Source organism: Kitasatospora arboriphila, assembly GCF_039528095.1.
GTDB classification, from domain to species: domain Bacteria; phylum Actinomycetota; class Actinomycetes; order Streptomycetales; family Streptomycetaceae; genus Kitasatospora; species Kitasatospora arboriphila.
Map to the genome: position 1 here is coordinate 1 of NZ_BAAALD010000053.1, position 22,388 is coordinate 22,388.

The 22,388-nt window shown below is 73.8% G+C and carries 16 protein-coding genes; 3 read left to right on the forward strand and 13 right to left on the reverse strand.

Annotation, left to right across the window (positions count from 1 at the left end; genetic code table 11):
- From ABD353_RS24615 to ABD353_RS24665, 11 genes are all read right to left on the reverse strand, one after another.
- The coding region (locus tag ABD353_RS24615) for a DMT family transporter (RefSeq protein ID WP_344625841.1) at positions 1-966 on the reverse strand (966 nt) is incomplete at its 3' end.
- A 52-nt stretch (positions 967-1,018) separates the two neighbouring features.
- Complete coding sequence (locus ABD353_RS24620) at positions 1,019-2,632, reverse strand: class I adenylate-forming enzyme family protein (RefSeq protein WP_344625842.1); 1,614 nt, start codon at positions 2,630-2,632, stop codon at positions 1,019-1,021.
- A 3-nt stretch (positions 2,633-2,635) separates the two neighbouring features.
- On the reverse strand, positions 2,636-4,180 hold the full coding sequence (locus tag ABD353_RS24625; RefSeq protein WP_344625843.1) for an aminotransferase class I/II-fold pyridoxal phosphate-dependent enzyme: 1,545 nt from the start codon (positions 4,178-4,180) through the stop codon (positions 2,636-2,638).
- 508 nt (positions 4,181-4,688) lie between these two features.
- Positions 4,689-4,943 (reverse strand): variant leucine-rich repeat-containing protein, encoded by a 255-nt coding sequence (locus tag ABD353_RS24630; RefSeq protein WP_344625844.1) that lies wholly within the window; start codon positions 4,941-4,943, stop codon positions 4,689-4,691.
- 132 nt (positions 4,944-5,075) lie between these two features.
- On the reverse strand, positions 5,076-5,981 hold the full coding sequence (locus tag ABD353_RS24635) for an NADP-dependent oxidoreductase (protein ID WP_344625845.1): 906 nt from the start codon (positions 5,979-5,981) through the stop codon (positions 5,076-5,078).
- A 114-nt stretch (positions 5,982-6,095) separates the two neighbouring features.
- Positions 6,096-7,064 (reverse strand): leucine-rich repeat domain-containing protein, encoded by a 969-nt coding sequence (locus ABD353_RS24640; protein ID WP_344625846.1) that lies wholly within the window; start codon positions 7,062-7,064, stop codon positions 6,096-6,098.
- 44 nt (positions 7,065-7,108) lie between these two features.
- On the reverse strand, positions 7,109-8,578 hold the full coding sequence (locus ABD353_RS24645) for an oxidoreductase (RefSeq protein ID WP_344625847.1): 1,470 nt from the start codon (positions 8,576-8,578) through the stop codon (positions 7,109-7,111).
- An 81-nt stretch (positions 8,579-8,659) separates the two neighbouring features.
- Positions 8,660-13,378, reverse strand: coding sequence for a tetratricopeptide repeat protein (locus ABD353_RS24650; protein ID WP_344625848.1), 4,719 nt, complete (start codon positions 13,376-13,378; stop codon positions 8,660-8,662).
- Positions 13,379-13,432: 54 nt separating this feature from the next.
- Positions 13,433-13,798, reverse strand: coding sequence for a trypco2 family protein (locus ABD353_RS24655; RefSeq protein ID WP_344625849.1), 366 nt, complete (start codon positions 13,796-13,798; stop codon positions 13,433-13,435).
- A gap of 119 nt (positions 13,799-13,917) precedes the next feature.
- The gene (locus tag ABD353_RS24660) at positions 13,918-15,474 is read right to left on the reverse strand and encodes a glycerol-3-phosphate dehydrogenase/oxidase (protein ID WP_344625850.1); all 1,557 of its coding nucleotides are present in this window, start codon (positions 15,472-15,474) and stop codon (positions 13,918-13,920) included.
- A gap of 66 nt (positions 15,475-15,540) precedes the next feature.
- The gene (locus tag ABD353_RS24665) at positions 15,541-16,137 is read right to left on the reverse strand and encodes a TetR/AcrR family transcriptional regulator (protein WP_344625851.1); all 597 of its coding nucleotides are present in this window, start codon (positions 16,135-16,137) and stop codon (positions 15,541-15,543) included.
- A gap of 20 nt (positions 16,138-16,157) precedes the next feature.
- Here ABD353_RS24665 and ABD353_RS24670 point away from each other — a divergent pair, with 20 nt between their 5' ends.
- From ABD353_RS24670 to ABD353_RS24680, 3 genes are all read left to right on the forward strand, one after another.
- Entirely contained in the window at positions 16,158-17,789 is a 1,632-nt protein-coding gene (locus ABD353_RS24670; protein WP_425555239.1) for an FAD-binding oxidoreductase, read from the forward strand.
- A 35-nt stretch (positions 17,790-17,824) separates the two neighbouring features.
- Entirely contained in the window at positions 17,825-18,730 is a 906-nt protein-coding gene (locus ABD353_RS24675; protein ID WP_425555242.1) for a diacylglycerol kinase, read from the forward strand.
- A 67-nt stretch (positions 18,731-18,797) separates the two neighbouring features.
- Positions 18,798-19,184 carry an MmcQ/YjbR family DNA-binding protein gene (locus ABD353_RS24680; protein WP_344625853.1) on the forward strand — a complete coding sequence of 129 codons (387 nt, stop codon included), beginning with the start codon at positions 18,798-18,800 and terminating at the stop codon, positions 19,182-19,184.
- Between the two features lie 6 nt (positions 19,185-19,190).
- On the opposite strand, the gene ABD353_RS24685 is transcribed toward ABD353_RS24680, so the two are convergent.
- Positions 19,191-19,691 carry a hypothetical protein gene (locus ABD353_RS24685; RefSeq protein WP_344625854.1) on the reverse strand — a complete coding sequence of 167 codons (501 nt, stop codon included), beginning with the start codon at positions 19,689-19,691 and terminating at the stop codon, positions 19,191-19,193.
- 121 nt (positions 19,692-19,812) lie between these two features.
- The gene (locus ABD353_RS24690; protein WP_344625855.1) at positions 19,813-22,284 is read right to left on the reverse strand and encodes a SpoIIE family protein phosphatase; all 2,472 of its coding nucleotides are present in this window, start codon (positions 22,282-22,284) and stop codon (positions 19,813-19,815) included.
- Positions 22,285-22,388 lie beyond the last annotated feature (104 nt).

Consider the following 22,388-nt stretch of genomic DNA (forward strand, 5'->3'; position numbering starts at 1 on the left):
CGCGGCGGCCGGGACCGCGGCCGGGGCGGGCGCAGCGGCTGCGGCCCGGCGCCGCAGGTAGAGGTTGTTGAGGACGAGGGCGGACGCGGTGAACAGCGCGCCGACCACCTGCATGCCGGCCGGGATCACACCGGTCAGCGCGGAGATGGTGAAGGCGGTGATCGGGACGACGTCCATGAACAGCACGCCGTTCAGCGGGCCGAGGTTGCGGTTGCCGATGTTCCAGGCGAGCACGCCGCCGAAGCCGGCGATCAGGCTCATGTAGGCGAGTTCGGGCAGGATCGTGACGACCGCGTGGCCGGTCGGCACCGCGACGGCGCCGGTGGCGAGCAGCACCGCGGTGATGACCACGGCGCTGCCGAGGCCCAGCACGGTGGTGACGGTCGTGTACTTGATGGGCGACCAGCTCGGGAAGTAGGTCGCGCCGGAGGTGTAGATCACCCAGCAGAGCGCGGCGAAGAGCAGCAGGGCGTCGGCGCCGTAGTTCTGCGGGGTGTTGAAGAGCGCGGCCACGTCGCCCTTGGTGACGACGAGGATCACGCCGACGAAGGACAGCCCGATGAAGGCGAAGGACCACTTGGGCGGCACGACCTTGCGCAGCACCCAGTTCACCAGGAAGCCCATCATCGGCATGGTGGCCATCATGATCGAGGCGATCAGCGCGCCCTGCTCGCCGATCAGGTCCTGGCCGAAGAAGACCAGGAACTGGAAGCCGGCGAATCCGGCGGTGCCGAAGAGCCAGGCGAGGCCGACCCGCTCGCCCTTGAGGCGCAGTCCGGCGACGCCCTCCCGGGCGCGCAGGACGACCACGAAGATCAGGCCGGCGATCCCGTAGCGCAGGCAGGTGAAGGTGAAGGGGTCGATGTACTTCAGCGTCACGTCCATGAGGGGGAACATGGCCCCCCACGAGAGCGTGGCCGCGAGGCACAGCAGGACCCCTCGGGCGTACTTCTTCTGGTCGTTCACAGTTCTCCTGTCAGGGAGTCGGGGTGAGGTGGGGCGGCACGCAGGACGGCGGTCATGCCGTCGTCAGCTCCATGCGGTCGGCCGCCGAGGCCGCGTTCTCCTGCCCGATCAGGTCGAGGACGGTCGACAGCAGCTGCGCGGTACGCACCTTGCCGGTCGGGCTGTACGGGATCTCGGGGACGGTCACGACGCGCGCGGGCAGCTGCGGTGCGCGGCGCAGGCACGCGGCGAGGACGGCACGGGAGCCGCTCGCCTCGCGCTCGGGGGAGATGGGGGCGAAGGCCGCGACCAGCGTCGGGCCCTCGTCGGGGAGGTCGACCTTGAGGACGGCGGTCTCCCGGACGCACGGGAGTCCGGTGAGCTCGTCCTCGAGGGCGAAGATGTTGACGTCCAGCGGGTGCCGGCCCTCGGCCTTGGTGACGCCGTCGTTGCGGGCGCTGAGCTCGATCCGGCCGCCCTCGTCCATGACGCCGCTGTCGCCGGTGAGCAGGTACTTCTGGGTGCGGCCGGCGTGCTCGATCATCAGGAAGTCGGGCTCGGCGGAGGCGTAGCTGTCCATCAGCTGGTAGCTGGCGATGGCGATCCGGCCGAGCTGCCCCTTCGGCAGCGGGCGGTGCTCCGGGTCGAGGACGAGGATGGTGCTGCCGGGCATCGGACGGCCGGAGCGGGCCGGTGCGACGTGCAGCTCCTCGGGGCCGATCATGGTGTTCAGGCCGGTCTCGGTGGTGCCGTAGTACAGGTGCAGGACGGGGCCGAGGCGGTCCCAGGTCTGGTTGATGACCCAGCGGTTGAGGTGGCGGCCGCCGGAGAGCAGGAAGCGCAGCCGGGACGTCTTGTGCAGGTGCTCGGAGGCCGGGTGGGAGATGAGCCGGTTGAGCACCGGGGGCACCATCAGGGTGGTGGAGACGCCCTCGGCGACGATCAGCTCGGCCATCTTCTCGGCGTCCTCGTACGGGCTGAGCACGACCGAGCCGCCGAGCGAGAGGAAGATCCGGGCCCAGCCGGGGCCGGAGGAGTGGTACAGCGGGACGGTGACCATGTGGACGTCGTCCTCGTCGAAGGAGTACTGGTCCACCAGGTCGGAGAGCCGGCGCGCCTCGAACGAGGAGTTGCGGATCACCAGCTTGGGGATGCCGCTGGTGCCGGAGGTGAAGGAGAAGGCGGTGAACGGCTGCTCGACCGGGGTGGTCGGGGCCGGCTCGTAGGCGGCGAGCGCCTGGAAGCAGACCGCGCCGGGGGCGGCCGGGCCGGTGTCGTAGTCGTCGTTCTCCGGGCCGGCCAGGTGGATGCTCAGGACGTCGCGCGTGCCCGGCCAGCCGGACCGCTCCAGCAGCGGGCGGCGCAGCGGGGTGCTGATGAGCACGGTCGGCTGCAGCTGCTCCAGGGCGCCGGCGGTGGCCTCGGGGGTGGTCGTGTAGTCGAGGCCTATGCAGGGCACGCCGAGGGTCGCGCAGGCGGCCATCACGACCACCAGCTCCCAGCTGTTGCAGGACATGAAGGCGGCGCGGGCGGGGCGCTCGGCGGGCAGGTGGTCGGCCAGGCCGGTGGCCACCCGGGCGACCTGCTCGGCGAGTTCGGTCCAGGTGAGGCGGAAGTCGCGGTCCACCACGGCCACGTGGTCGGGGCGCCGGGCGGCGTGCTTGCGGATGTCGTCGAGCTTGATCATGCGTTACTCCGATGCAGCGGTGGTGGCGGACGCCGTCTCGGGGGCCGGGGCGGCGGCGGGTTGCGGCTGGTAGAGGGTGTAGATCTCGCTGCCGCTGGCGCGCAGCGCCCGGATCTCGGCGCGGGTCGCGTCGCAGAGCTTCTCGCCGGGCACGGTGATGGGGATCCCGGGCGGGTAGGCGATGATGAAGTGGTCGGCGCTGTCCTCGTGGAGGGCGGCGGAGGTGGTGCGGTAGGTGCGCTGGATGACCCGCAGCGCCTCCAGCAGCCGCAGCAGGGTGCCCTCGTCGACGCCGATGTGGACGTGGAAGAGGACGGCGCCGCCGCTCTCCCGGGCCACGTACAGGGCGTACTCGTCGAACAGGATGCGGCGGAAGTCGGCGGCGGTGATGCCGAGGGCGCGAATGTCGACCAGGACGCGGGTGGGGTCGTCGGAGACGAGCATCGCCGGGTCGGTGAGGTGGCCCTCGGGGCCGAGGGTGCGGTAGGCGGAGAGCCGCGGGTCGGTGGCGATCTCGGTCCGCAGGGTGCGGGCGAGCATCAGCGACCGCTCCAGCAGGGCCTCGCCCTCGTGCTCGGCCTGCAGCCGGGCGAGGTCGAGGCTGGCCAGCACGGGGAAGCTCGGTGAGGTGGTGTGGTGCTGGAAGAGCGCCTGGGCGGTGCGCTCCTGCGCCTCCCGATCGCCCACGAGGTGCAGGTACGAGCCCTGCCGCAGCGCGGACATCGACTTGTGCGCGGAGTGCGTGACGGCGACCGTCATGGGCAGTGACGGGTTCTCGGCCCGCAGCTGCTCGACGGCGGCGAGGGCGGTGAGCGGGCGCAGCTGCGGGTGGAAGCGGTGGATGGCGCCCCACGCCTCGTCGACCAGGACGTTGACGGTCGGGTGGATCCGGGACATCTCGGCGAGCAGCGTCGGCAGGTCGTAGCGGACGCCGTCGTAGGAGACCGCGGAGAGCACGACGGTGTCGAAGGGGCGGCCCTCGGCGGCGGCCTCGGCGAAGCTGCGGAGCAGCACCGGCAGGTCGGCGAAGGTGCGCGGGCAGGTGTCGCAGCAGCGCCGCATGGGGGCGTACTCGACGTCGACGGTCAGCGAGCCGAGGGCGAAGTGCACGGACTGGTGGCAGCTGCGGTCGGCGAGCACCCGGCCGCCGGGGCGGGTGAGGGCGGCGAGCGCGACCCGGTTGGCGGTCGAGGTGCCGGCCGAGAGGAAGAGCGTGGTGTCGGCGCCGAAGGTCCGGGCGGCGAGCCGCTGGGCCTCGCGCAGCGGGCCGTGCGGGCGGAAGAACGAGTCGAGCATGGTGCCGCTGTAGGACACGTCGGCGGCCAGCTGCGCCTGCCCGAACAGGGCCTCGTACACGGCCTTGGTCCGGGAGTTGAGGATGGACCGGCCGTGCGAGAGCGGCAGCGCGTGGAAGGACGCGATGTCGCGTCTGGCGACGCGCAGGACGGCGTCGGCGAGCGGGGTGGCGCTCGGCTCCGGGGGGCCGAGCTCCGACGCGGCCTGCGGGACGGTTTCCGGCCCGAGGGCGGTGCTGCTGGCTGGGGTCATGGGTGTGCACTCCAGAGGGGTATCGGAGCACCCGGGAGAGGGCGTGGGCTGAGTGCCTCGCCTCCCATGAAATAAAACCTTCGCGCCGGTATCAAATCTCATCGGGAATTCTGATGGCTGCGCAGACTTCCCGCAAGGCGTGCCGGACCGGCGCGCGGTGTACGGATGGGGCGCCAGTGGCCGATGAGGGGAACCTTGACGGATCCGCGCGCCCCTGCCGCCGATTCACGCACGTCGCAACGCCCGGACGCGCACAACCCGGGCCGGATCACGGCCATCGGCGCCGCCCGGCCAGCCCCGTTCCGGCACGGAGCAGTTGGCGGCCCGTCAAAAGTTCGCACAGCAAGTACGATCATCAGACTCGCGCGCGGGGTGGGCTGCGTTCCGCTTCACACTTTCCGACCGTTCGGTCCGGTCCGGGCGGGGGCGGCAACGGACGACCGAGCAGGTCGCCCGCACCCCGCCGGCCGGCACCTGGCGGAGGTGACGGCGTCCGGCGGAGTCGCCGTCAGAGTCCGGCCGCGACGAGGATGCGCTCCATCCGGTCCCGCGGCAGCACCGGCCCGGCCGCCGCGTCGTCGGCGACCCGCGGTTCCGGGTCGGCCAGCAGCCGCTCCAGCAGGTCCGCATCGGCGTGGGGATGCCGGGCCACGGCCGCCCGCAGGAACGGCTCCTCGCAGTCCGCGAGCCGCCGCAGCTCCGCGAGGGGCAGCCCGGGGTCCTTCAGGGCGAGGAGGCGCACCCGCGGGTCCGCCTCGTCCACGAAGGCCCGCAGCGCACGGCGCGGGACGTTGGGGTGGTCCGCCAGGAACGGCGGGATGCCGGAGACCTCCCCGTGGGCGCGGAGCAGCCGCTGGAACGGGCCGACGGCGGCGGCTCCCCCTGTGCGGGCGGGTCAGGGCAGGAGGACGGCCTTGCCCCGGTTGCGGCGGGCCTCCAGGTCGGTGTGGGCGCGGGCCGCCTCCGCCAGCGGGTACGTGCGCCAGATCGGGACGGTGAGCTTCCCCCGGGCGGCCAGGAGGGCCAGCTCGGGCACGGACTCCTCGCCCTGGCCGGAGGTGCCCGCGCTGAAGCGGACGCCGTGCTCGGCGGCGGCCGTGTCGGCGATGGTGATGACCCTGCCCGCGTCCCCGGTCAGGGCGACGGAGTCGGCCAGCACGCCCGCGCCGGAGGCGTCGAGGACGAAGTCGACGCCCTGCGGGGCCGCGGCCGTCACCCGGTCCACCCAGCCGTCGCCGTAGCGGACGACCCTCGCGCCCATGGCGGTGACGCGTTCGACTTCCTGCTCGCCGGCCGTGCCGACCACGGTGATGCCGCGGGCGGCGGCCAGCTGCACCGCGATGATCCCGACGCTGCCGCCGGCGCCGTGGACGAGCAGGGTCTGCCCCTCCTGCACGCCCAGCTGCTCCAGCACGCGGTGCGCCGTCCGGCCGACGGTGACCAGCGAGGCGGCGGCCTCCCAGGACAGCGCGGGGGGCTTGGCCACCGGCCGGTCCAGCAGAGCGTACTCGGCGTAGCTGCCGCCGGCGGTGGAGCCGAGGACCTCGTCCCCCACTGCCGCGCCGGCGTTCTCGCCGACGGCGTCGACGACACCGGCCGCGTCCAGTCCGGGCACCACGGGGAAGCTCACGGGGGCGACGGCGGCCATCCGTCCGGAGCGGATCTTCAGGTCGAACGGGTTCACGGAGGCGGCCCGGACCCGGATCCGGACCTGGCCCGGTCCGGGCTCCGGCGGGTCGACCTCCGACAGCCGCAGCACCTCGGGTGCGCCGTACTCGGAGAAGGTGATCGCTCTGGACATCGGGAACTCCCGGGGTGAGACGGACGGACGGAACCGCAGGTGCCCTGACCCACTCTGCGGCGGCCCGGCCGGAACCGCCGCCGGAGGCCGACGCCGGGGAGCGCGTGCCCGGGTTCAGAGCAGCACGGCGCAGCCGCGGTCGCGGAGGTCCGACAGCCAGTCCGGCAGGACCTCCGGCTTCGTCCAGCGCAGGTCGAGCTTCTCCAGGTCCGGCAGGGCGGCGAGCCCTGCGGGCAGCTCGGTGATCCGGGTGGCCCGCAGGTCGAGGTGCCGCAGCCGGGTGAGGCCGGCCACGGACTCCGGCAGCCGCCGCAGCGGATTGTTCCGCAGGTCCAGCACCCGCAGTTCCGCCAGCCCGCCGACGGCGGCCGGCAGCTCGGTGAGCCGGTTGTCGGTGAGGTGCAGCTCGCGCAGCGCCGGCAGGCGGCCGATGGTGTCCGGCAGCGCCGTCAACCGGTTGCGGTGGAGACGCAGTTCGCGCAGGCCCGCCAGCCCGCCGATCGACGCCGGCAGTGCGCCGAGCCGGTTGTCGGTGAGGTTGAGGTAGGCGAGCCGGTCGAGGCGGCCGAGGCTCTCGGGGACGGCGGTGAACCCGTTGTCGCTGAGGTAGAGGAAGTCGGTGAGTCCGGTCAGCGCGCCGACGGCCGCGGGGACGTGGTCGAGGCGGTTGTGCCCGAGGTCGAGCATCCGCAGGCGGGTGAACGCCCCGATGTGGTCGGGGACGCCGGTGAGTTCGTTCTCGGCGAGGTTCAGCGAGTGCAGGCCGGTCAGCCGCCAGAGGCTGTCCGGGACGTCGGGCAGGCCGTTGCCGCCGAGGCTCAGATGGCGCAGTGCGGGCGCGTCGCCGAGTTCGGGCGGCACGGTGCCGATCCGGTTGCCGTACAGCAGCAGGGTGTGCAGCGCGGGCAGGGCGGCGACCGACGGCGGCAGGTCGGCGAGCCGGTTGCCGTCCAGGTCGATCAGCCGCAGCCCGGGGTACGCGGCGATGTCCGCGGGCCAGCGGGTGAGGTCGGCGTGCGGGGCGCGCAGGGCGGTCGGGGTGCCGTCCGCGTCGCGGCGGAGGGCATCGGCCGGGAGGGTCACGGGAGACTGCCTTTCGGGTCCGTGCGGTCGGTCGGGCACCGTGCTCAACTGCGGTTCAGCGAACGGGTGACGCCGGCCAGGGTGGCGGTGGTGAGCAGCCAGCCGGCGGCGATCAGGGCGTAGCCGAGCCACTGGTGCAGGCCCGTCCAGTACCAGGCGGTGCGCTGGCCGAACCCGCCGATGGGTATCAGCAGGTCCATCGTGTAGATCAGCGGGTTGAACGGCGCCCCCTGCCCCGCCTGGACGGCGGTCGGCGAGCCGTGGCTGAACGCCGCTGTACCGGCCGCGATCAGGGCCGCCAGCCAGACCGCGGCCTGCCACGGGCGGTAGCCGTAGCCGACGGTCGCGTCGAGGAGCCGGCCCCAGACCCGGCCGAGCGGTCCGAGGGTGCGCCGGCGGCGGCGCTGCTTGGCCAGCAGCACCCGGCGGGCGTCGTCGTCGTGGCCGATCCGCCGGTACCAGGCCGCCAGCTGCTCGTACGGCTGCGGGGTGTAGCCGGGGGTGCGGCCCAGCCAGGCGAGGCGGTCGTCGAGGCCGGTGGCGCCCTGCAGGGAGGTGTACACGAGTCCGTCGAGCCGGGTGTCGGCGCTGCGCGCGGGCACGTTGTCGTGCAGGACGGCGACCTGGGCGGCGCTCAGGTCGACCGTGCCCTCGGGGACGGCGGCCGGGGTGAGGTGCAGGTCTCCGGCGGTGAGGCGGGTGGCGTCCAGGGCGGTGGTGCCGTCGCCGTGCAGGCGGGCGCCGTCCAGCGAGAGGCGGCTGCGGACGGTCGCCCCGGGCAGCTTCAGCACGCCGCGGGCGGTGAACCCCTCGGTGAGGATCATGGTGGAGGCGGTGAGGTCGTCCCCGGAGAAGGCCTCGCCGCCGGGGTTGTCGATCTGCGCGCCCTCCATGAACAGCCCGCCGCCGAAGGTCGCGCCGACCAGGCGCAGCCCGCCGCGGGAACGGAAGCCCTTCCGGGCGAAGCAGCCGCCCTCCATGACCAGCCCGCCGGCCCAGAGCGCCCAGGCCGGTGCCGGCCGCTCCTCGGGGCCCGCCGGCTCCAGCAGCTCCGATGCGGTCAACCGGACGCCGCTGAGCCGGAGTTCGCCGGTGATGTGGGCGCGGGTGAGGGTGAGCCTGCCCTCGATCACCGAGTCCTCGAAGAACAGGTTGCCGTCCACCCGCAGCAGCCAGCCGTCCAGGCCCGGCAGCTGGCACTTGAGGAAGGAGGTCGAGCGCACGGTCGCCCCGCGCAGCAGCACCCGCTGCTCGAAGGTGCAGTCCCGCACCTGCACCGGCAGCTCGACGGCGGCCCCGGTGAGGTCCAACTGCCCGGTGACGGTGGCGCCGACGAGCCGCAGCCCGCCGACCCGCCCGCGGACGGTGGCCGGCCCGCCGCCGAGCAGCAGCGCGGCCACCACCTCCGCCCGGACGGCCGTGTCCGCCGCACCCCGCAGGTCGAGCTCCTCCCCGCGCGGGAACGCCTCCCACAGCCGCCGCTCCGCTTCACCCAGCTCCTCGTACGCCGGCACCCGCCACTCCCCCGTCCGGTTGACACCGGGTCAGGAGCGTAGTGGACGGGACGGGGACGGTCCGTGCCCGGTCCCGGCCGCTCAACCGGGCAGGCGTTCCCGGACGGTGGCGATCTTGTCGGTCATCTGCTCCACCAGGCTGGGCTGGTCCTCTCGCAGGATCTCCAGAAGATCCGCCAGCTCGTCCAGCGCGGCCGATGCCGCCACGGCCTCCCTGCCGGTGCGAGCGTGGACATCGGCGTACGCGTAGAGCGCCTCGCCGAGTTCGAACAGGTGGACGCGTCGTTCGACATCGGCCAGTTCCCGGGCCAGGCGCAGTGCTTCCACGGCGAGTTCGCTGCCCTCCTCGGCACGGCCGGCCCCGGCGAGCCCCAGGCTGTGCTGGACCGCCGCATGGGCGAGTCCGCCCCGTCCGCGCACCGGGTCGGCCTCGCAGAGCCGACGGCAGATGTCCAGCGCCTCACCGGTCGCCTTCAGCATCCGCTCCGGCTCGGCCGGCTCGAGCGCCAGGGCCGCGCCCAGTCCACCGAGGCAGGAGGCCATCAGGATCTCGCACCCGGGCTCGGCGGCCTCCGCGAGGGGCCGGCAGAGGGCCACCGCCCGCCGGAGGTGCACCAGTGACTCCTCGCGCTGCCTGTCGTCGACCAGGAGCGACCCGAGCGAGAAGTGGGCCATGAGGAGGGTCAAGGTCCGCGTGGGATCGGACTCGGCGATCCGCTCGGCGGCAAGCACGGACTCCCGCGCGAAGGAGAGTGCCTCTTCCCGGCGCCCCACCATCACCAGGAGTTGCGACCGAACGCGTTGGGCCAACACGAGCGTCCCCCGGTGCGCGTCGGCTTCCTCCGCCGTCAGCTCGGCCTCCTGCTGCCGTGCCAGGTCGAGGACGGCCAGCGCCTCGGCCGCTTGCAGGCGCGCCATCAGGGCATCGGCGAACCCGGCCAGCTCGGCAACGAATCGGACACGCTCGGCGGCCCCACCGTGATCGGCGATCCTGCCGCGGACCTCGACCGCCTCACGGGCCAGCGCCTCCGCCTCGTCAGTGCGTCCCACCATGGAGAGCAGGTTCTTGGCGTAGCCGAGCACGTCGGCCAGCTCCCCTTCGTACCGCTGCGGGTGGACCCGTGCGAGTTGCCGCAGCAGCCCGGCCTGCTCCACCAAGGCGTCCGCGCTCTCGGTGGTGTGCCCGGCGCCGAAGGCGATCGTGCCGAGGAAGTCGAGCTTCTGGACCAGGTCGGCCGGCCCCGGCCCGGACGGAAGCACGGCCATCCGCCTCGCGATCTCGACGAGCTCCCGCGCCGGAGCCATCGACTCGTCCGTTCGCCCGAGCTCGCGCAGGCACATCGCCCGGCTGAGCAACAACTCCGCCGTCACGGGGTAGAGGGCGACGGCATGGGCCGCGTGGGGATCCGCGTACGTCGCCAGTCCCTCGTCGACGAGTTCCAGCGCATCGGCCGTCCGGCCCGCGGCTTCCAGGTACAGACGGAGGTTGTGGAGCACCGCGGCGAAGTACACGGCGATCGATCCCGGATCCCGCGGGACCAGCCTGCGATTGAGCTCAACGGCCTCGAAGCTCAGCGCGATGGCGTCCTCGCGCCGCCCGAGTCCCTCCAGACAGCTCGCCATGGTGCCGAGGCACATCGCCAGGTCCGCGGTGAACACACCGGGCAGTTCCGTGTCGAGCTCGCGGTAGATGTCGCACGCCTCCTTGATCGCCTCCAGGGCGCCGGCGGGGTCTCCGATGTCGGCGCGCCGGTTGGCCAAGGTGTTCAGCACGTTCGCCAGTTCGTGCCGGCGACCGCGCGCGTGCGGGCCGTCCAGCTTCCGGAACAGCTCGACCGACCGCTCGGCCACCGCTGCCGCCCGGTCCATGTGCCCCAGTTCGCCGAGGTCGATCGCCAGGGAGTTGAGCCCTTGGGCGAGGTCGTGGCGGTACGTCTCGGGGCGGTCCCGGTGGAGCCGTTCGCGGATGTCGACACACCGCTGCGCCAACTCCAGGGCCTTCTCCCGGTCTCCCAGGCCTCCGTAGCACGTGGACAGCGTGCCCAGTACGCGGCTCAGGTCGTTCAGGTAGGCATCCGGGTACTGCTCGGCAAGGGGCTCGCACAGGTCCACCGCCTCGGCCGCGGCCTCGAAGGCCTGACGGTACTGGCCCAGGTCGGTGTGCCGGATGGAGAGGTTGTTCAGCCGCGCGGCGAGACTCGACACCGCCTCGGGGCCGCCGTCCGGAACGAAGGTCCGCTCGACGGCCACTGCCTCCTCGGCCGTCCTCAGCGCGTCCTTGTGCCGCCCGAGGTTGCGCTGGGCATCCGACAGTCCGCTCAGGCAGCGCACCAGCTGGCCGGGGGCCTCCGGGGGGACGGAATCGCCGCCGACCACGATGCGGTAGTGCTCGACCGCCCGGTGGGCCGGTTCGATGGCCTCGCTGCGCCGGCCCAGCACTCCGAGGCACACCGCCCGGTTGTTCAAGGCAGCGGCCAAATGGAACCGGACGGCCCCGGGGTCGGTCTCCATCAGCGATTCGAGCAGCTCCACAGCCCGATCAGCGGCCTCCAACCCCTTGGCAGCCCGATTGAGTTCCAGCAGCCGCTTGGCCAGGCGACGGTGGTCGACACCGAGCGCGATCGTGTCCTCGGCGGTCACCGCCCTGGCAGCCGTGCGGACTTCCACCAGCCGCTCCATCAGCCGTAGCGCCCAGTCCGCCAGAACGTGCGACCGGTCCGGCAGCCGATCGGCCAGGTCCGCCAGCTCGGCGAGCGGCGTCGCCGGGTCCTCGGTACGCATCCACAGGGCGTCCACCAGCGGCTGCGGTCGCTCCACCTGGGTGGCCACGTCCATAGTGGCCGTTCCGAGCCGACCGGCGTGGCGGGTGCACACGTCGGTGAGCAACCCGTCCAGCCGACCGAGCAGCGGGGTGTGGGCGGCAGCACGGGCGATCACGGTGAGCAGCCGGACCGACTGGGCGGCGCTGATCCCCGTCTCCGGTTCGCGTCCGTTTCCGTCCGGGGCCAGTAGACCGTGGACGAGCCTGCGGTTCCGCACGAGGTGGTTGCCGACGAAGCGTTCCGCCAGCCGGTCCGGCTGCAGGGTCTCCCACGGCGACCCGGCCGGCGAGGGGTAAACGGAATCGACCCATTCCCGGACGACGGACATCTCGTGCACCTTGAGATCCGCGAGGATGGGTGCCCTGCGCAGCAGGACTTCCCGGTCAAACTCGTCGAGCGGCGCACCGCCCAGAAGCACCGCAGTGGCGAGGGCTTCGCCGAGCACCGGCAAGCGACGGATACCGTTCGGCAGGTCGTGTTGCCTGGCGACCTCCATCCAGTAGAGCTGCTCGTGGTCGAGGATGCGGTCCTCGGCGTCCTTGCCGTCCCGCGGAGCGGCACCGGCCTCCGATCGGCCGCCAGTGCCCAGACCGGCGTCCAGTAGGTCGGCCAGAGCCGTCATGTGCAGCGTCAGGACATTACCCGAAGCCAGTGCCGCGGAGGAGGGTTCGGGTCGGGCAGCCGCCCGGGCTCTCCACGTCTCCTCCGGGCGCACGCCGACCGGGTCTGCCAATCGCTCGGCAAAACTGCTCAGCGCCTGCCGATAGAGCAGTGCCCGCGTCTCCCGGTCCGGCGCAAGCGCCGGGAGCTCATCGACGGGTGCTCGCCTCAGCGCGACGCCCGCGGGCATGAATTGGACGTCGTCCCACCAGCCGCCGGCGGTACGGGCGAGCAGGAGCACCTTGAGGGGAACACTGCCACGGTGAAGTCGACCGGCTTCCAACAGTCCCGACAGCTGGTCCCGTCTCGCCTCGGCGTAGTCGAGGACCACCAGCATGGGAGCAACCGTGTCCTGGACACGGGCCAGTTCCTCCTGGCCGGCGCCGGGATCCGGCCACAGCACCGTCCACCGCTTGTCGTCCTCCTGCAGGAGCTCCGCCAGCCGCGCGGCCAGACGGGTCTTGCCCTGGCCTCCCGGTCCGTGGATCAGGCGAACGCCGAAGCCCGGCGGCTCGGCCCACTCCCTCAGACGACGGAGGATGTCCTCCCGTCCGTGGAACCCGACGACCTGCCGGCCGGCCTCCAGCAGACTGCCGGGCGGCAGCGGGCCGATCGTCGGTCCTGGGGCGTCGGTGCGGCGCAGCCGGTCGAACTCCGCCTGGCCGAGGGTGGAGGAGTCGGCCCCGTGGTCCTCCAGGGCCTTCAGGAAGCTCTTGTCGGCGTGCAGCACGTAGGCTGGGACGATCTCCAGCAGGCCGTGGCCGAACTCGGGCGCTTCCGCTTTGACGACGCCGACGAGCAGTCCGCCACTCGTGACGGCCGCACCGGACAGTCCGGCCCACGGCAGTTCACCGTCGCGGCCGGGGAGCAGCGGATGGTCGGAGAGGGCGAGGAAGTACCGGTTCCCGACGTAGCCGGTGCCCGGGTTGACGGTGCCGACCAGTTGCATGGTCTCGGCGGGGACGCGCCGTTGCTCCGGCCGTCCCGGGATCTGGATGGCGCGCGGGACGCCCCAGGTCTCGCACTGCTGCCCGGGGCGCATGGTCGCCATCCGCCCCCACGACTCGGACCGGCCCGCGGGCTCCTGCCACGTGGGGTCCTCGATGTGCAGCAGGGCCGCGTCGTCACGGCCTTCGGGCGTGCCGCGCCACACCACGTGCGCGTCGTGGTGCGGTTGGTGGCCCGGTCGCCATACCCGCACGGTCTGTCCCACCGGGCCCACGCCGTGGGCGGAGGCGAGCACGAGGCGCGGACCGATCGCGTACCCGCTGCTCCTGCTCTTCCCGCTCTGCACCGCGACCAGACGTGACTCGTCCATCGGTCCCCCCCCTCGTGTACTCGGCCGTGCTACGGCGTACGCGCCGGGAGCCGGTCAGTGCGCGATGCGGTCCGAGACGTCCTCGGCGTCGTCGCCGTCCACGTGGTCGTCGATGGTCCAGCTGCGTCGCGGTGTCGAGCCGTCGGCGTCCGGCAGGGAGTCGGCGGGCCCACCGGCGCGCGGGGTCAGCGTGAACGCCACCCGGTGGGTACGGCCACGGGACACTCCCGCCTCGGTCTCGGCGGAGACGACCCAGGCCTTGAACTTGCCGCCCGCCTTCGCCTCGGCGCGCAGTTCGATCTCGAACTCCATCTCGATCGGGCCGACCTCGAAGGAGAGCGGCTGGTCCGCTCCCCTGACGGCCGCCTCCAGGAGTTCCTTGCGCACGGCGTCCACGGCATCCGCCAGACCGATCTCCATGACCCCACCCCCAGACGCGCCGGACGCTCCCGACGTCCGGTCGACTCGCTGTCACGGTAGCGGGTCGGATCCCTGAACAGATGTCACTTCGTGGAGTTGACGGTGCGTGTGGTACGGCCTCAACCCCCAGCGATCTCCTCGACCGCGGGGCGGGCGCGGTCGGCGTCGGCGGGGACGAGGCCGATGCGGGTGCGGCGGTGCAGGACGTCCTCGGTGTCGAGGGCGCCTTCGTGGGTGAGGGCGTAGGCGATCTCGGCGCGGGTGACGTCGAGGCCTTCGGCCACCGGCTCCAGGGGCCGGGGGACCGCGGCGGCGGCGACGTCGGCGGCGAGGCCGCCGTGGCGGGCGACGAGGGAGGCGGGCAGACCGGCGGTGGGCCGGCTGTCGCTGCGGCCGGGGGCGCCGACCAGGGGCAGACGGCGGGTGAGGCAGGGCCCGGCGGAGAGTCCGCGGAGGCGGACGGCGGTGTCGACGGCGTCCTCGGCCATCTGCCGGTAGGTGGTCAGCTTGCCGCCGACGACGGTGATGACACCGTTCGGGGAGTCGAGCACGGCGTGCTTGCGCGAGAGGTCGGCGGTGGCGCCGCCGCCGGTGTCGATGAGGGGGCGCAGGCCGGCGAAGGCGCCGCGGACGTCCTCGCGGGTGAGGGCGGTCTGCAGCGCGGTGTTCACGGTGTCGAGCAGGAAGGCGATCTCGGTTCCGGTCGGCTGCGGCTCGTCCGGGATCGGTCCGGGGGCGTCCTCGTCGGTGAGGCCGACGGCGACCCGGCCGAGTTGCTGCGGCAGGGCGAAGACGAAGCGGCTGGTGGAGCCGGGCACCGGCACGGTGAGGGCGGCCCGCGGGTGGCCGAGGGCGGCGGCGTCCAGCACCAGGTGGGTGCCGCGGCTGGGCCGCAGCCGGACGGCGTCGTCGACCTCGCCCGCCCAGACGCCGGCGGCGTTGACGACGGCGCGGGCGGTCACGGTGAGGGTCTCGCCGGTGAGCGTGTCGGTGAGCCGGGCGGAGGTGCCGGTGACCCGGTCGGCGCGGACCCGGGTGAGCACGGTCGCCCCGTGGTGCGCGGCCGTCCGGGCGACGGCGACCACCAGCCGTGCGTCGTCGACGAGTTGGCCGTCGTGGGCGACGAGCGCACCGGACAGCCCGACGGTGCGGACGGCGGGGACCAGCCGGACGGTCTCCTCGGCGCCGATCCTGCGGACCCGGGGCAGCACGGCGGCGGGCGTGCCGGCCACGGCCCGCAGTGCGTCGCCGGCCAGGAAGCCGGCCCGGACGAGCGCGGCCTGCCCGCGGCCGACGGAGGGCAGCAGCGGGACGAGCTGCGGCAGGGCGCGCACCAGGTGCGGGGCGGTGCGGGTCATCAGGATGCCGCGCTCGACGGCGCTCTCGCGGGCGACCCCGATCCGGCCGGAGGCGAGGTAGCGCAGGCCGCCGTGGACGAGCTTGGAGCTCCAGCGGCTGGTGCCGAAGGCGAGGTCGCGGGATTCGACCAGCACGGTGCGCAGCCCGCGGGCGGCCGCGTCGAGGGCGGTGCCGACGCCGGTGATGCCGCCGCCGACGACCAGCAGGTCGATGTCCGGGGTGTCGCCGAGGGCGGCGAGTTCGGCCGTCCGGCGGCGGGCGTTGAGGGCGCTGGTTCCGGCGAATCCGGCTGCGGAGGCGGCAGCGGCAGAGGTCACGGCGCGGGGTATCCGTTCGGGTCGGCGGCAGGCGGCGGCGGGCGGGGCGGCGTCAGGTGGCGGCGGTCAGGGTGCGAGGTAGCCGTTCAGGGCGCGGGCCAGTTCGCGGCGCCAGGCCTGCTCGGGCAGCAGCTGCGCGACCATGCGGTGCGACTGGACGGTGGACTGGGCGATGAGCAGCACCATGGCGGCCATCTCGGTGGGTTCGCCGGCGCGGATGGAGCCGTGCCGCTGGCCCTGGAGGACGGCGGCGCCGATGGCGTCGAGCAGGCCGCGCTGGCTGGTGCCGAGCCGTTCGACGACGTACTCGGTGATCGTGTCGGAGTGCAGCAGGGCGCCGATCACCGGGTGGTCGCGCAGCCGGACGGCGACCTCGACGACGGCGTCGACGAAGGCCTCGCGGTCCTCGCCGGTGAGGACGACCTGCTCCTGGGTGCGGCGGATCTCGCGGGTGAGCAGGGCGCCGATGACCGCGCGGACGTCCGGCCAGCGGCGGTAGACGGTCGGTCGGCTGACCCCGGCGCGGCGGGCGATCTCCGCCAGTTGGGTGCGCTGGACGCCGAGGTGGACGACCAGGTGGGCGGCGGCGTCGAGGATCGCGTCGTCGGTGCTCGTCGCCGGTGCGGCGGGGCCCGTCGGCCCGGTCTCGTTACTGCTTGACATAATGCGTAATACTGTAACGCATGGCATCTGAGACGCAAGCAGGTCAGGACGGCGCCGCCGCGCTGCCCCTCCCCCCGATGAAGTGGGACGCCTGGGGCGACCCGGCCCTCGCCAAGCCGCTCCCCGAGGACGTCAAGGGCCTGCTGGCCGCCGCCCTCGGCGTCTCGGCGGTCGCCGCGGCCGCGCTGCTGGCCGCCGAGGACGTCCGGCTGCGGCCCTCCGCCCTCGCCGCCGAGGACGTCACCGCCCTCGCGGCCGTGGTCGGCGCCGCACACCTCAGCACGGCCGACGCGGACCGGCTGCCCCGGGCCGGCGGCAAGTCCACCCCGGACCTGCTGCGCCGCCGCAGCCGCGAGCCGCAGGACGCACCGGACGCGGTGCTGCTGCCCGGCAGCGAGGAGGAGATCGCCGCCGTCCTCGCGGTCTGCGCCGAGCGCCGGATCGCCGTGGTGCCCTTCGGCGGCGGCACCAGCGTGGTCGGCGGCCTCGACCCCGTCCGCGGTTCCTTCGGCGCCGTCGTCTCGCTCGACCTGCGCCGCCTGGACGCCCTGCACGCGCTCGACGAGGTCTCCGGCGAGGCGGTGCTCGGCGCCGGCCTCACCGGCCCGCGCGCCGAGGAGCTGCTCGCCGAGCGCGGCTGGGAGCTCGGCCACTACCCGCAGAGCTTCCGCTACGCGACCGTCGGCGGCTTCGCCGCCACCCGCTCCTCCGGCCAGGACTCGGCCGGCCACGGCCGCTTCGACGAGATGGTCCGCGGTCTGCGCGTGGTCACCCCGGCCGGGGTGCTGGACCTGGGCCGTGCCCCCGCCTCGGCCGCCGGCCCGGACCTGCGCGAGCTGTTCCTCGGCTCCGAGGGCGTCTTCGGCGTCATCACCCGGGTACGGGTGCGGATCCACCCGCTGCCCGCCGCCAAGGTCCACGAGGCCTGGAGCTTCCCCGACTTCGCCACCGGCGCCGCCGCACTGCGCGCCGTCGAGCAGCAGGGCACCGGCCCGACGGTGATCCGGCTGTCGGACGAGGCCGAGACCGCCGTCAACCTGGCGATGACCGAGAAGATCGGCGGTACCCAGGTCACCGGCGGCTGCCTGGCCGTCACCGTCTTCGAGGGCGCCAAGGAGCAGGCCGAGGCCCGCCACGAGCGGACCCGGGCCGTCATGCTCGCCGCCGGCGGCACCTCGCTGGGCGCCGAGCCGGCCGTCGGCTGGGAGCACGGCCGATTCTCCGCCCCGTACCTGCGCGACGCGCTGCTGGACAGCGGCGCGCTCTGCGAGACCCTGGAGACCGCCACCGACTGGGCGAACCTGGACCGGCTCCGGACGGCCGTCACGGCCGCGCTGCAGGCCGGGCTCGGCGCCAACGGCCTGGTGCTCTGCCACATCTCGCACGTCTACCCGACGGGCGCCTCGCTCTACTTCACCGTGGTCGGCGCCCAGCAGGGCGACCCGATCGCCCAGTGGGACGCGGCCAAGCGAGCCGCCTGCGACGCCATCATGGCGAACGGCGGCACCATCACCCACCACCACGCGGTCGGCGCCGACCACCGCCCGTGGATGGAGCAGGAGATCGGCCCGCTCGGCGTGAAGATCCTCCGTGCCGTCAAGGACGCCGTCGACCCGGTCGGCATCCTCAACCCCGGCAAGCTGATCCCTTGACCGCCGCCGCGGCCGGCCGGCCGCCGCGCAGCGTCATGGTGCTCACCAACGCCGCCGCGGGCGCCGGGCACGCCGAGAAGGCCGCCCGCCGGGCCACCGCCCGGCTGCGGGAGCACGGCATCGAGGTGCTGAACACGGCGGGCGCCGACCCCGAGGACGCGATCCGGCTCGCCCGGGAGGCGGTCGGCCGCGGTGTGGACGCCCTGGTCACCGCCGGTGGCGACGGCATGATCAGCCTCGCGCTGCAGGCCCTGGCCGGCACCGGCACCCCGCTGGGCATCGTCCCGGCCGGCACCGGCAACGACCACGCCCGGGCGTACGGGCTGCCGCTCGGCGACCCGGAGGCGGCCGCCGACGTGATCGCCGCGGGCCGCACCGCCACCGTCGACCTGGGCAGGGCCACCACCGCGGACGGCACCGGGCGCTGGTTCGGCTCGGTGCTCGCCGCCGGCTTCGACTCGCTGGTCAGCGACCGCACCAACCGGCTGCGGTGGCCGCGCGGCCGGATGCGCTACAACCTGGCGATCCTGGTCGAGTTCGCCAACCTGCGGCCGCTGCCGTTCCGCCTGGTGCTGGCGGACGGCACGGTCATCGAGCGCGACCTCGTGCTCGCCGCGGTGGGCAACACCAGCAGCTACGGCGGCGGCATGCGGATGTGCCCGCAGGCCGACCCGGCCGACGGGCTGTTCGACCTGACGGTCGTCCGGGCGATGCCGCGGCTGAAGGTGGCCCGGTTCTTCCCGACCGTCTTCAAGGGCACCCACGTGCAGCACCAGGAGGTCGAGATCCACCGGACCTCCTCGCTGCGCATCGAGTCCCCCGGCATCACCGCCTACGCCGACGGCGAGTACATCGGCCCGCTGCCGGTGCAGGTCGAGGTGGTGCCGGGTGCGCTGCGCCTGCTGGTGCCGGCAGGCGCGCGGGGTGCGGACACCGGGTGACCGCACCCCTCCGCCGCACCGGCGGCCCGTCCGACGGGCTGTCGGTGCGGCGGGGCAGACTGGGGGTATGACGCCCGAAGCCCTCAAGACGGCCTGCCTGGCACTGAACGGCGCCGAGGAGACCTTCCCGTTCAACGCCGAGACCTCGGTGTTCAAGGTCGGCGGGAAGATGTTCGCCCTCAGCGCGCTGGAGGGCTCGCCGTTGTCGGTGAGCCTCAAGTGCGATCCCGACCTGGCCGTCCGGCTGCGGGCCGAGCACCCGGCGATCACCGGCGGCTGGCACCTCAACAAGCGCCACTGGAACACCGTGCTGCTGGACGGCTCGCTGCCCGCCCGGCTGGTCCTGGACATGATCGAGGACTCGTACGACCTGGTGGTCGCCTCGCTGCCCCGCGCCCAGCAGCTCCGCCTCGACTGGCCCGGCGTCAGGTCCCGCGGCACCGACGGTGGCTGACGCCCGCTACGGCCAGAACTTGTGGCCCCTCACCCGGACGGAGGGCCGGCCCTCGCCGGTGGTCCTGCGCAGCTTGTTGATCCCGGTGTAGGCACGGCCCACCTTGAAGGCGGTCAGGCCGCCGACGAACGAGACGGCCGTCGCCAGGACGAGCAGGCCGATGGTGTCGACGGTCGAGTCGGCCTGGGACTCGTCCACCGTCTGCCCGCCGTAGTGCACCAGCATCGGCACCCAGAGCAGCAGCAGGGCGAGCAGCACCACGCCGGCCACCAGGTTGGCGAGCCGCTTCGCCCGGGCCTTGGCCAGGCTCTCCACCCGGACGGTGAAGTCCGTCCGGCAGGTCGGGCAGCGGAAGAGGGTCGTGGCGGCGCCCTCGCGCGGACGGAGGTACTCCGGCGAGGACAGCTGGCTGACCTTCCACCGGGTGGTGACCACGGTACCGGCCGACTTCACCTCGGCCAGGCAGGCGAAGGACAGCGTGTACCGCTCCCCCAGGTGCACGGGCATGCGCTCGGATCCCCCTCTGCCGCCGCGGGGCCGGCCGGCCGCGCGCCGCTCGGTGCTCGGACCTCCATCGTCGGGCACGGCAGCGGGCACCGTGCGGGAAATCGGCGAATTCCTCGAACAACTATCCGGCGCGGTAAGGAAGTTCGACCTCGGCCCAGACCACCTTGCCCTCCTTGGTGGGGCGGGTGCCCCAGCGGTGGGCGAGTTCGCTGACCAGGTGCATCCCGCGGCCGCCCTCGTCCTCCTCGGCCGAGGAGCGCAGCCGCGGTGACTGGCCGCCGGCGTCGGAGACCTCGACGGTCAGCGTGCGGTCGTCGCGGTAGAGCCGCAGCCGGCGCGGCGCATCGGCGTGCAGCAGGGCGTTGGTGACGAGTTCACTGACCATCAGTTCCGCGAAGTCCGAGTGCCCGGCCAGGCCCCAGGCCTGCAGGGTGGCCCGGGTGAAGCGGCGGGCCTGCGCGGGCAGCGGGCCCTCGCCCGGGAGGTCGAGGGTGGCGATCCGCTCGGCGGGGACGGGCAGCGCGCGGGCGAGGATCATCGCGATGTCATCGTCGGTGCCCTCGGCGACCAGCGCGGCGAGCACCGCGTCGGCGCTCTCCTCCAGGGTCCGCGGGCGGCCGGCGAGGGTGCGGGCGAGCAGGGCGATGCCCTCGTCGATGTCCTGGCCCCGGCGTTCGATCAGTCCGTCGGTGTAGAGGGCGACGGTCGCACCGACCGGCAGGGTGAACTCGACGCTCTCGAAACCGGCGCCGCCGATGCCGAGCGGGACGCCGGGCGGCAGGTCGACCGTGCTGGCGGTGCCGTCCGGGGCGATCCGGACGGGCGGCAGGTGCCCGGCCGAGGCGACCGTGCAGGTGCGGTCCACGGGGTCGTAGACCAGGCAGATGCAGGTGGCGAACTGGCCCTCGCCGATGGCGTTGGCGGTCTCGTCGAGGCGGGTGAGCACCTGCTCGGGCGGCAGGTCGAGGGTGGCCAGGGTGCGGGCGACGGTGCGCAGCTGGCCCATGGTGGCGGCGGCCCGGATGCCGTGGCCCATCACGTCGCCGACGACCAGGGCGACCCGGCCGCAGGAGAGCGGCACCACGTCGAACCAGTCGCCGCCGACCTCGGAGACCAGGCTGCTCGGCAGGTAGCGGTGGGCGATCTCCAGGCCGAGGGTGCGGTGGATCTCCTGCGGCAGCAGGCTGCGCTGCAGGGTGAGGGCGGTCTCGCGCTCGCGCCGGTAGAGCCGGGCGTTGTCGATGGCGAGGGCGGCGCGGGCGACGAGTTCCTCGGCGAGGGCGACGTCGGCGGCGGTGAACGGCTCGGGGTTGCGGGTGCGGACGAACTCGGCGCCGCCGAGCACCATCCCGCGGGCCAGGACCGGCACCATCAGGTAGGAGTGCACGCCCGCGGCGATGCCCGGGCCGACCCGGTCGGAGCTGGGCACCAGGCCGCGCAGCACCTCCTCGTCGACGTGCGAGCGCAGCAGCGGCCGACCGCTGCGCAGGCACTGGGTGTAGACGCGCTGGGCGTCGTACTCGGTGGTCGCGCCGACGGCGTCGGCGGCCCGGGTGAGCCCGGCCTCGTAGGCCTCGCCGACGGCGACGGCGCGGACGAGGATCGGCTTGTCCGGCTGGATGGGGGCGGGCTCCTCGCCGCGCAGCACCGGCTCCAGCAGGTCGACGGTGGCGAAGTCGGCGAACCGCGGGATGACCGCCTCGATCAGCTCCTCGGCGGTGCGCTGCAGGTCGAGGGTGGTGCCGATGCGGGCGGTGGCCTCGGCGAGCAGGGCGAGGCGCTCCTGGGCGCGCGCGGCACGCGCCTCGGCCTGGAAGCGCTCGGTGACGTCGATCAGCGAGGAGCTGACGCCGAGCACCCGGCCGGTGGAGTCCTCCAGCCGGAAGTAGGAGGCGGACCAGGCGCGGTCGCGGCGCGGCTCGCCGGGGGTGCGGCCGTGCGAGCGGGCGTCGACGATCGGGCGGCCGGTGGTGAGCACCTGGCGCATCACGGCCTCGATCTCGGCACTGTTGAGGCCCGGCAGCACGCCGGAGACCCGGCGGCCGATGTGCTCGTCCACCGGCACGCCGTTGATCTTGGCGAGGGCTTGGTTGAGCCGGACGAAGCGCAGGTCGGTGTCGTAGACCGCCATCCCGATCGGGGACTGGTTGAAGATGCCGTCGAGGACGGCGAGGTCCGCCTCCACCTGGCGCAGCGCGCGCACGTCGGAGCCGGTGACCAGCAGCAGGTGCTGACCGCCGGGGCCGGCGATCGGGTAGGTGTGGAACTCGATCTCGACGTCGGAGCCGTCCCGGTGCCGGATCGGGTGGATGCCGGACCAGCCGGAGCCCGCCATGATCTGCTCGAACAGCTCGCCGGCCTGGTGGCGCCGGCCCTCGGGGACGAGCAGCTCGGCCGCGTAGGAGCCGACGGCCTCCTCGGCGGAGTGGCCGGAGAGCGCCTCGGCCTCCTCGCTCCAGTGCAGGACGCGGCCGTCCTCCTGGAGGAGGGCGGTGGCGAGCGGCACCAGCCGGTGTCCGGCCAGGCGCGCCGAAGCGGCGCCCGCCTCACCGCGGCCGGCGCCGTCGGTGGCGGTCCAGTCGAATCCGTGCATCTTCAGGAGTTCACCTGCCCGGTACCTTCCCGGTGGGAGGCCGGCCAATCCGGTCCCCACCAGACTGCACAAAGCCCGGCCGGACGGCGACTGCGGGTCGCCGG

What these genes read in the sequence shown, in the direction of transcription:
- ABD353_RS24620 (WP_344625842.1), bottom strand. Translation starts at nt 2,632, where the DNA reads ATGATCAAGCTCGACGACATCCGCAAGCACGCCGCCCGGCGCCCCGAC.
- ABD353_RS24625 (WP_344625843.1), bottom strand. Translation starts at nt 4,180, where the DNA reads ATGACCCCAGCCAGCAGCACCGCCCTCGGGCCGGAAACCGTCCCGCAG.
- ABD353_RS24635 (WP_344625845.1), bottom strand. Translation starts at nt 5,981, where the DNA reads ATGTCCAGAGCGATCACCTTCTCCGAGTACGGCGCACCCGAGGTGCTG.
- ABD353_RS24650 (WP_344625848.1), bottom strand. Translation starts at nt 13,378, where the DNA reads ATGGACGAGTCACGTCTGGTCGCGGTGCAGAGCGGGAAGAGCAGGAGC.
- ABD353_RS24655 (WP_344625849.1), bottom strand. Translation starts at nt 13,798, where the DNA reads ATGGAGATCGGTCTGGCGGATGCCGTGGACGCCGTGCGCAAGGAACTC.
- ABD353_RS24665 (WP_344625851.1), bottom strand. Translation starts at nt 16,137, where the DNA reads ATGTCAAGCAGTAACGAGACCGGGCCGACGGGCCCCGCCGCACCGGCG.
- ABD353_RS24670 (WP_425555239.1), top strand. Translation starts at nt 16,158, where the DNA reads ATGGCATCTGAGACGCAAGCAGGTCAGGACGGCGCCGCCGCGCTGCCC.
- ABD353_RS24675 (WP_425555242.1), top strand. Translation starts at nt 17,825, where the DNA reads ATGGTGCTCACCAACGCCGCCGCGGGCGCCGGGCACGCCGAGAAGGCC.
- ABD353_RS24680 (WP_344625853.1), top strand. Translation starts at nt 18,798, where the DNA reads ATGACGCCCGAAGCCCTCAAGACGGCCTGCCTGGCACTGAACGGCGCC.
- ABD353_RS24685 (WP_344625854.1), bottom strand. Translation starts at nt 19,691, where the DNA reads ATGCCCGTGCACCTGGGGGAGCGGTACACGCTGTCCTTCGCCTGCCTG.
- ABD353_RS24690 (WP_344625855.1), bottom strand. Translation starts at nt 22,284, where the DNA reads ATGCACGGATTCGACTGGACCGCCACCGACGGCGCCGGCCGCGGTGAG.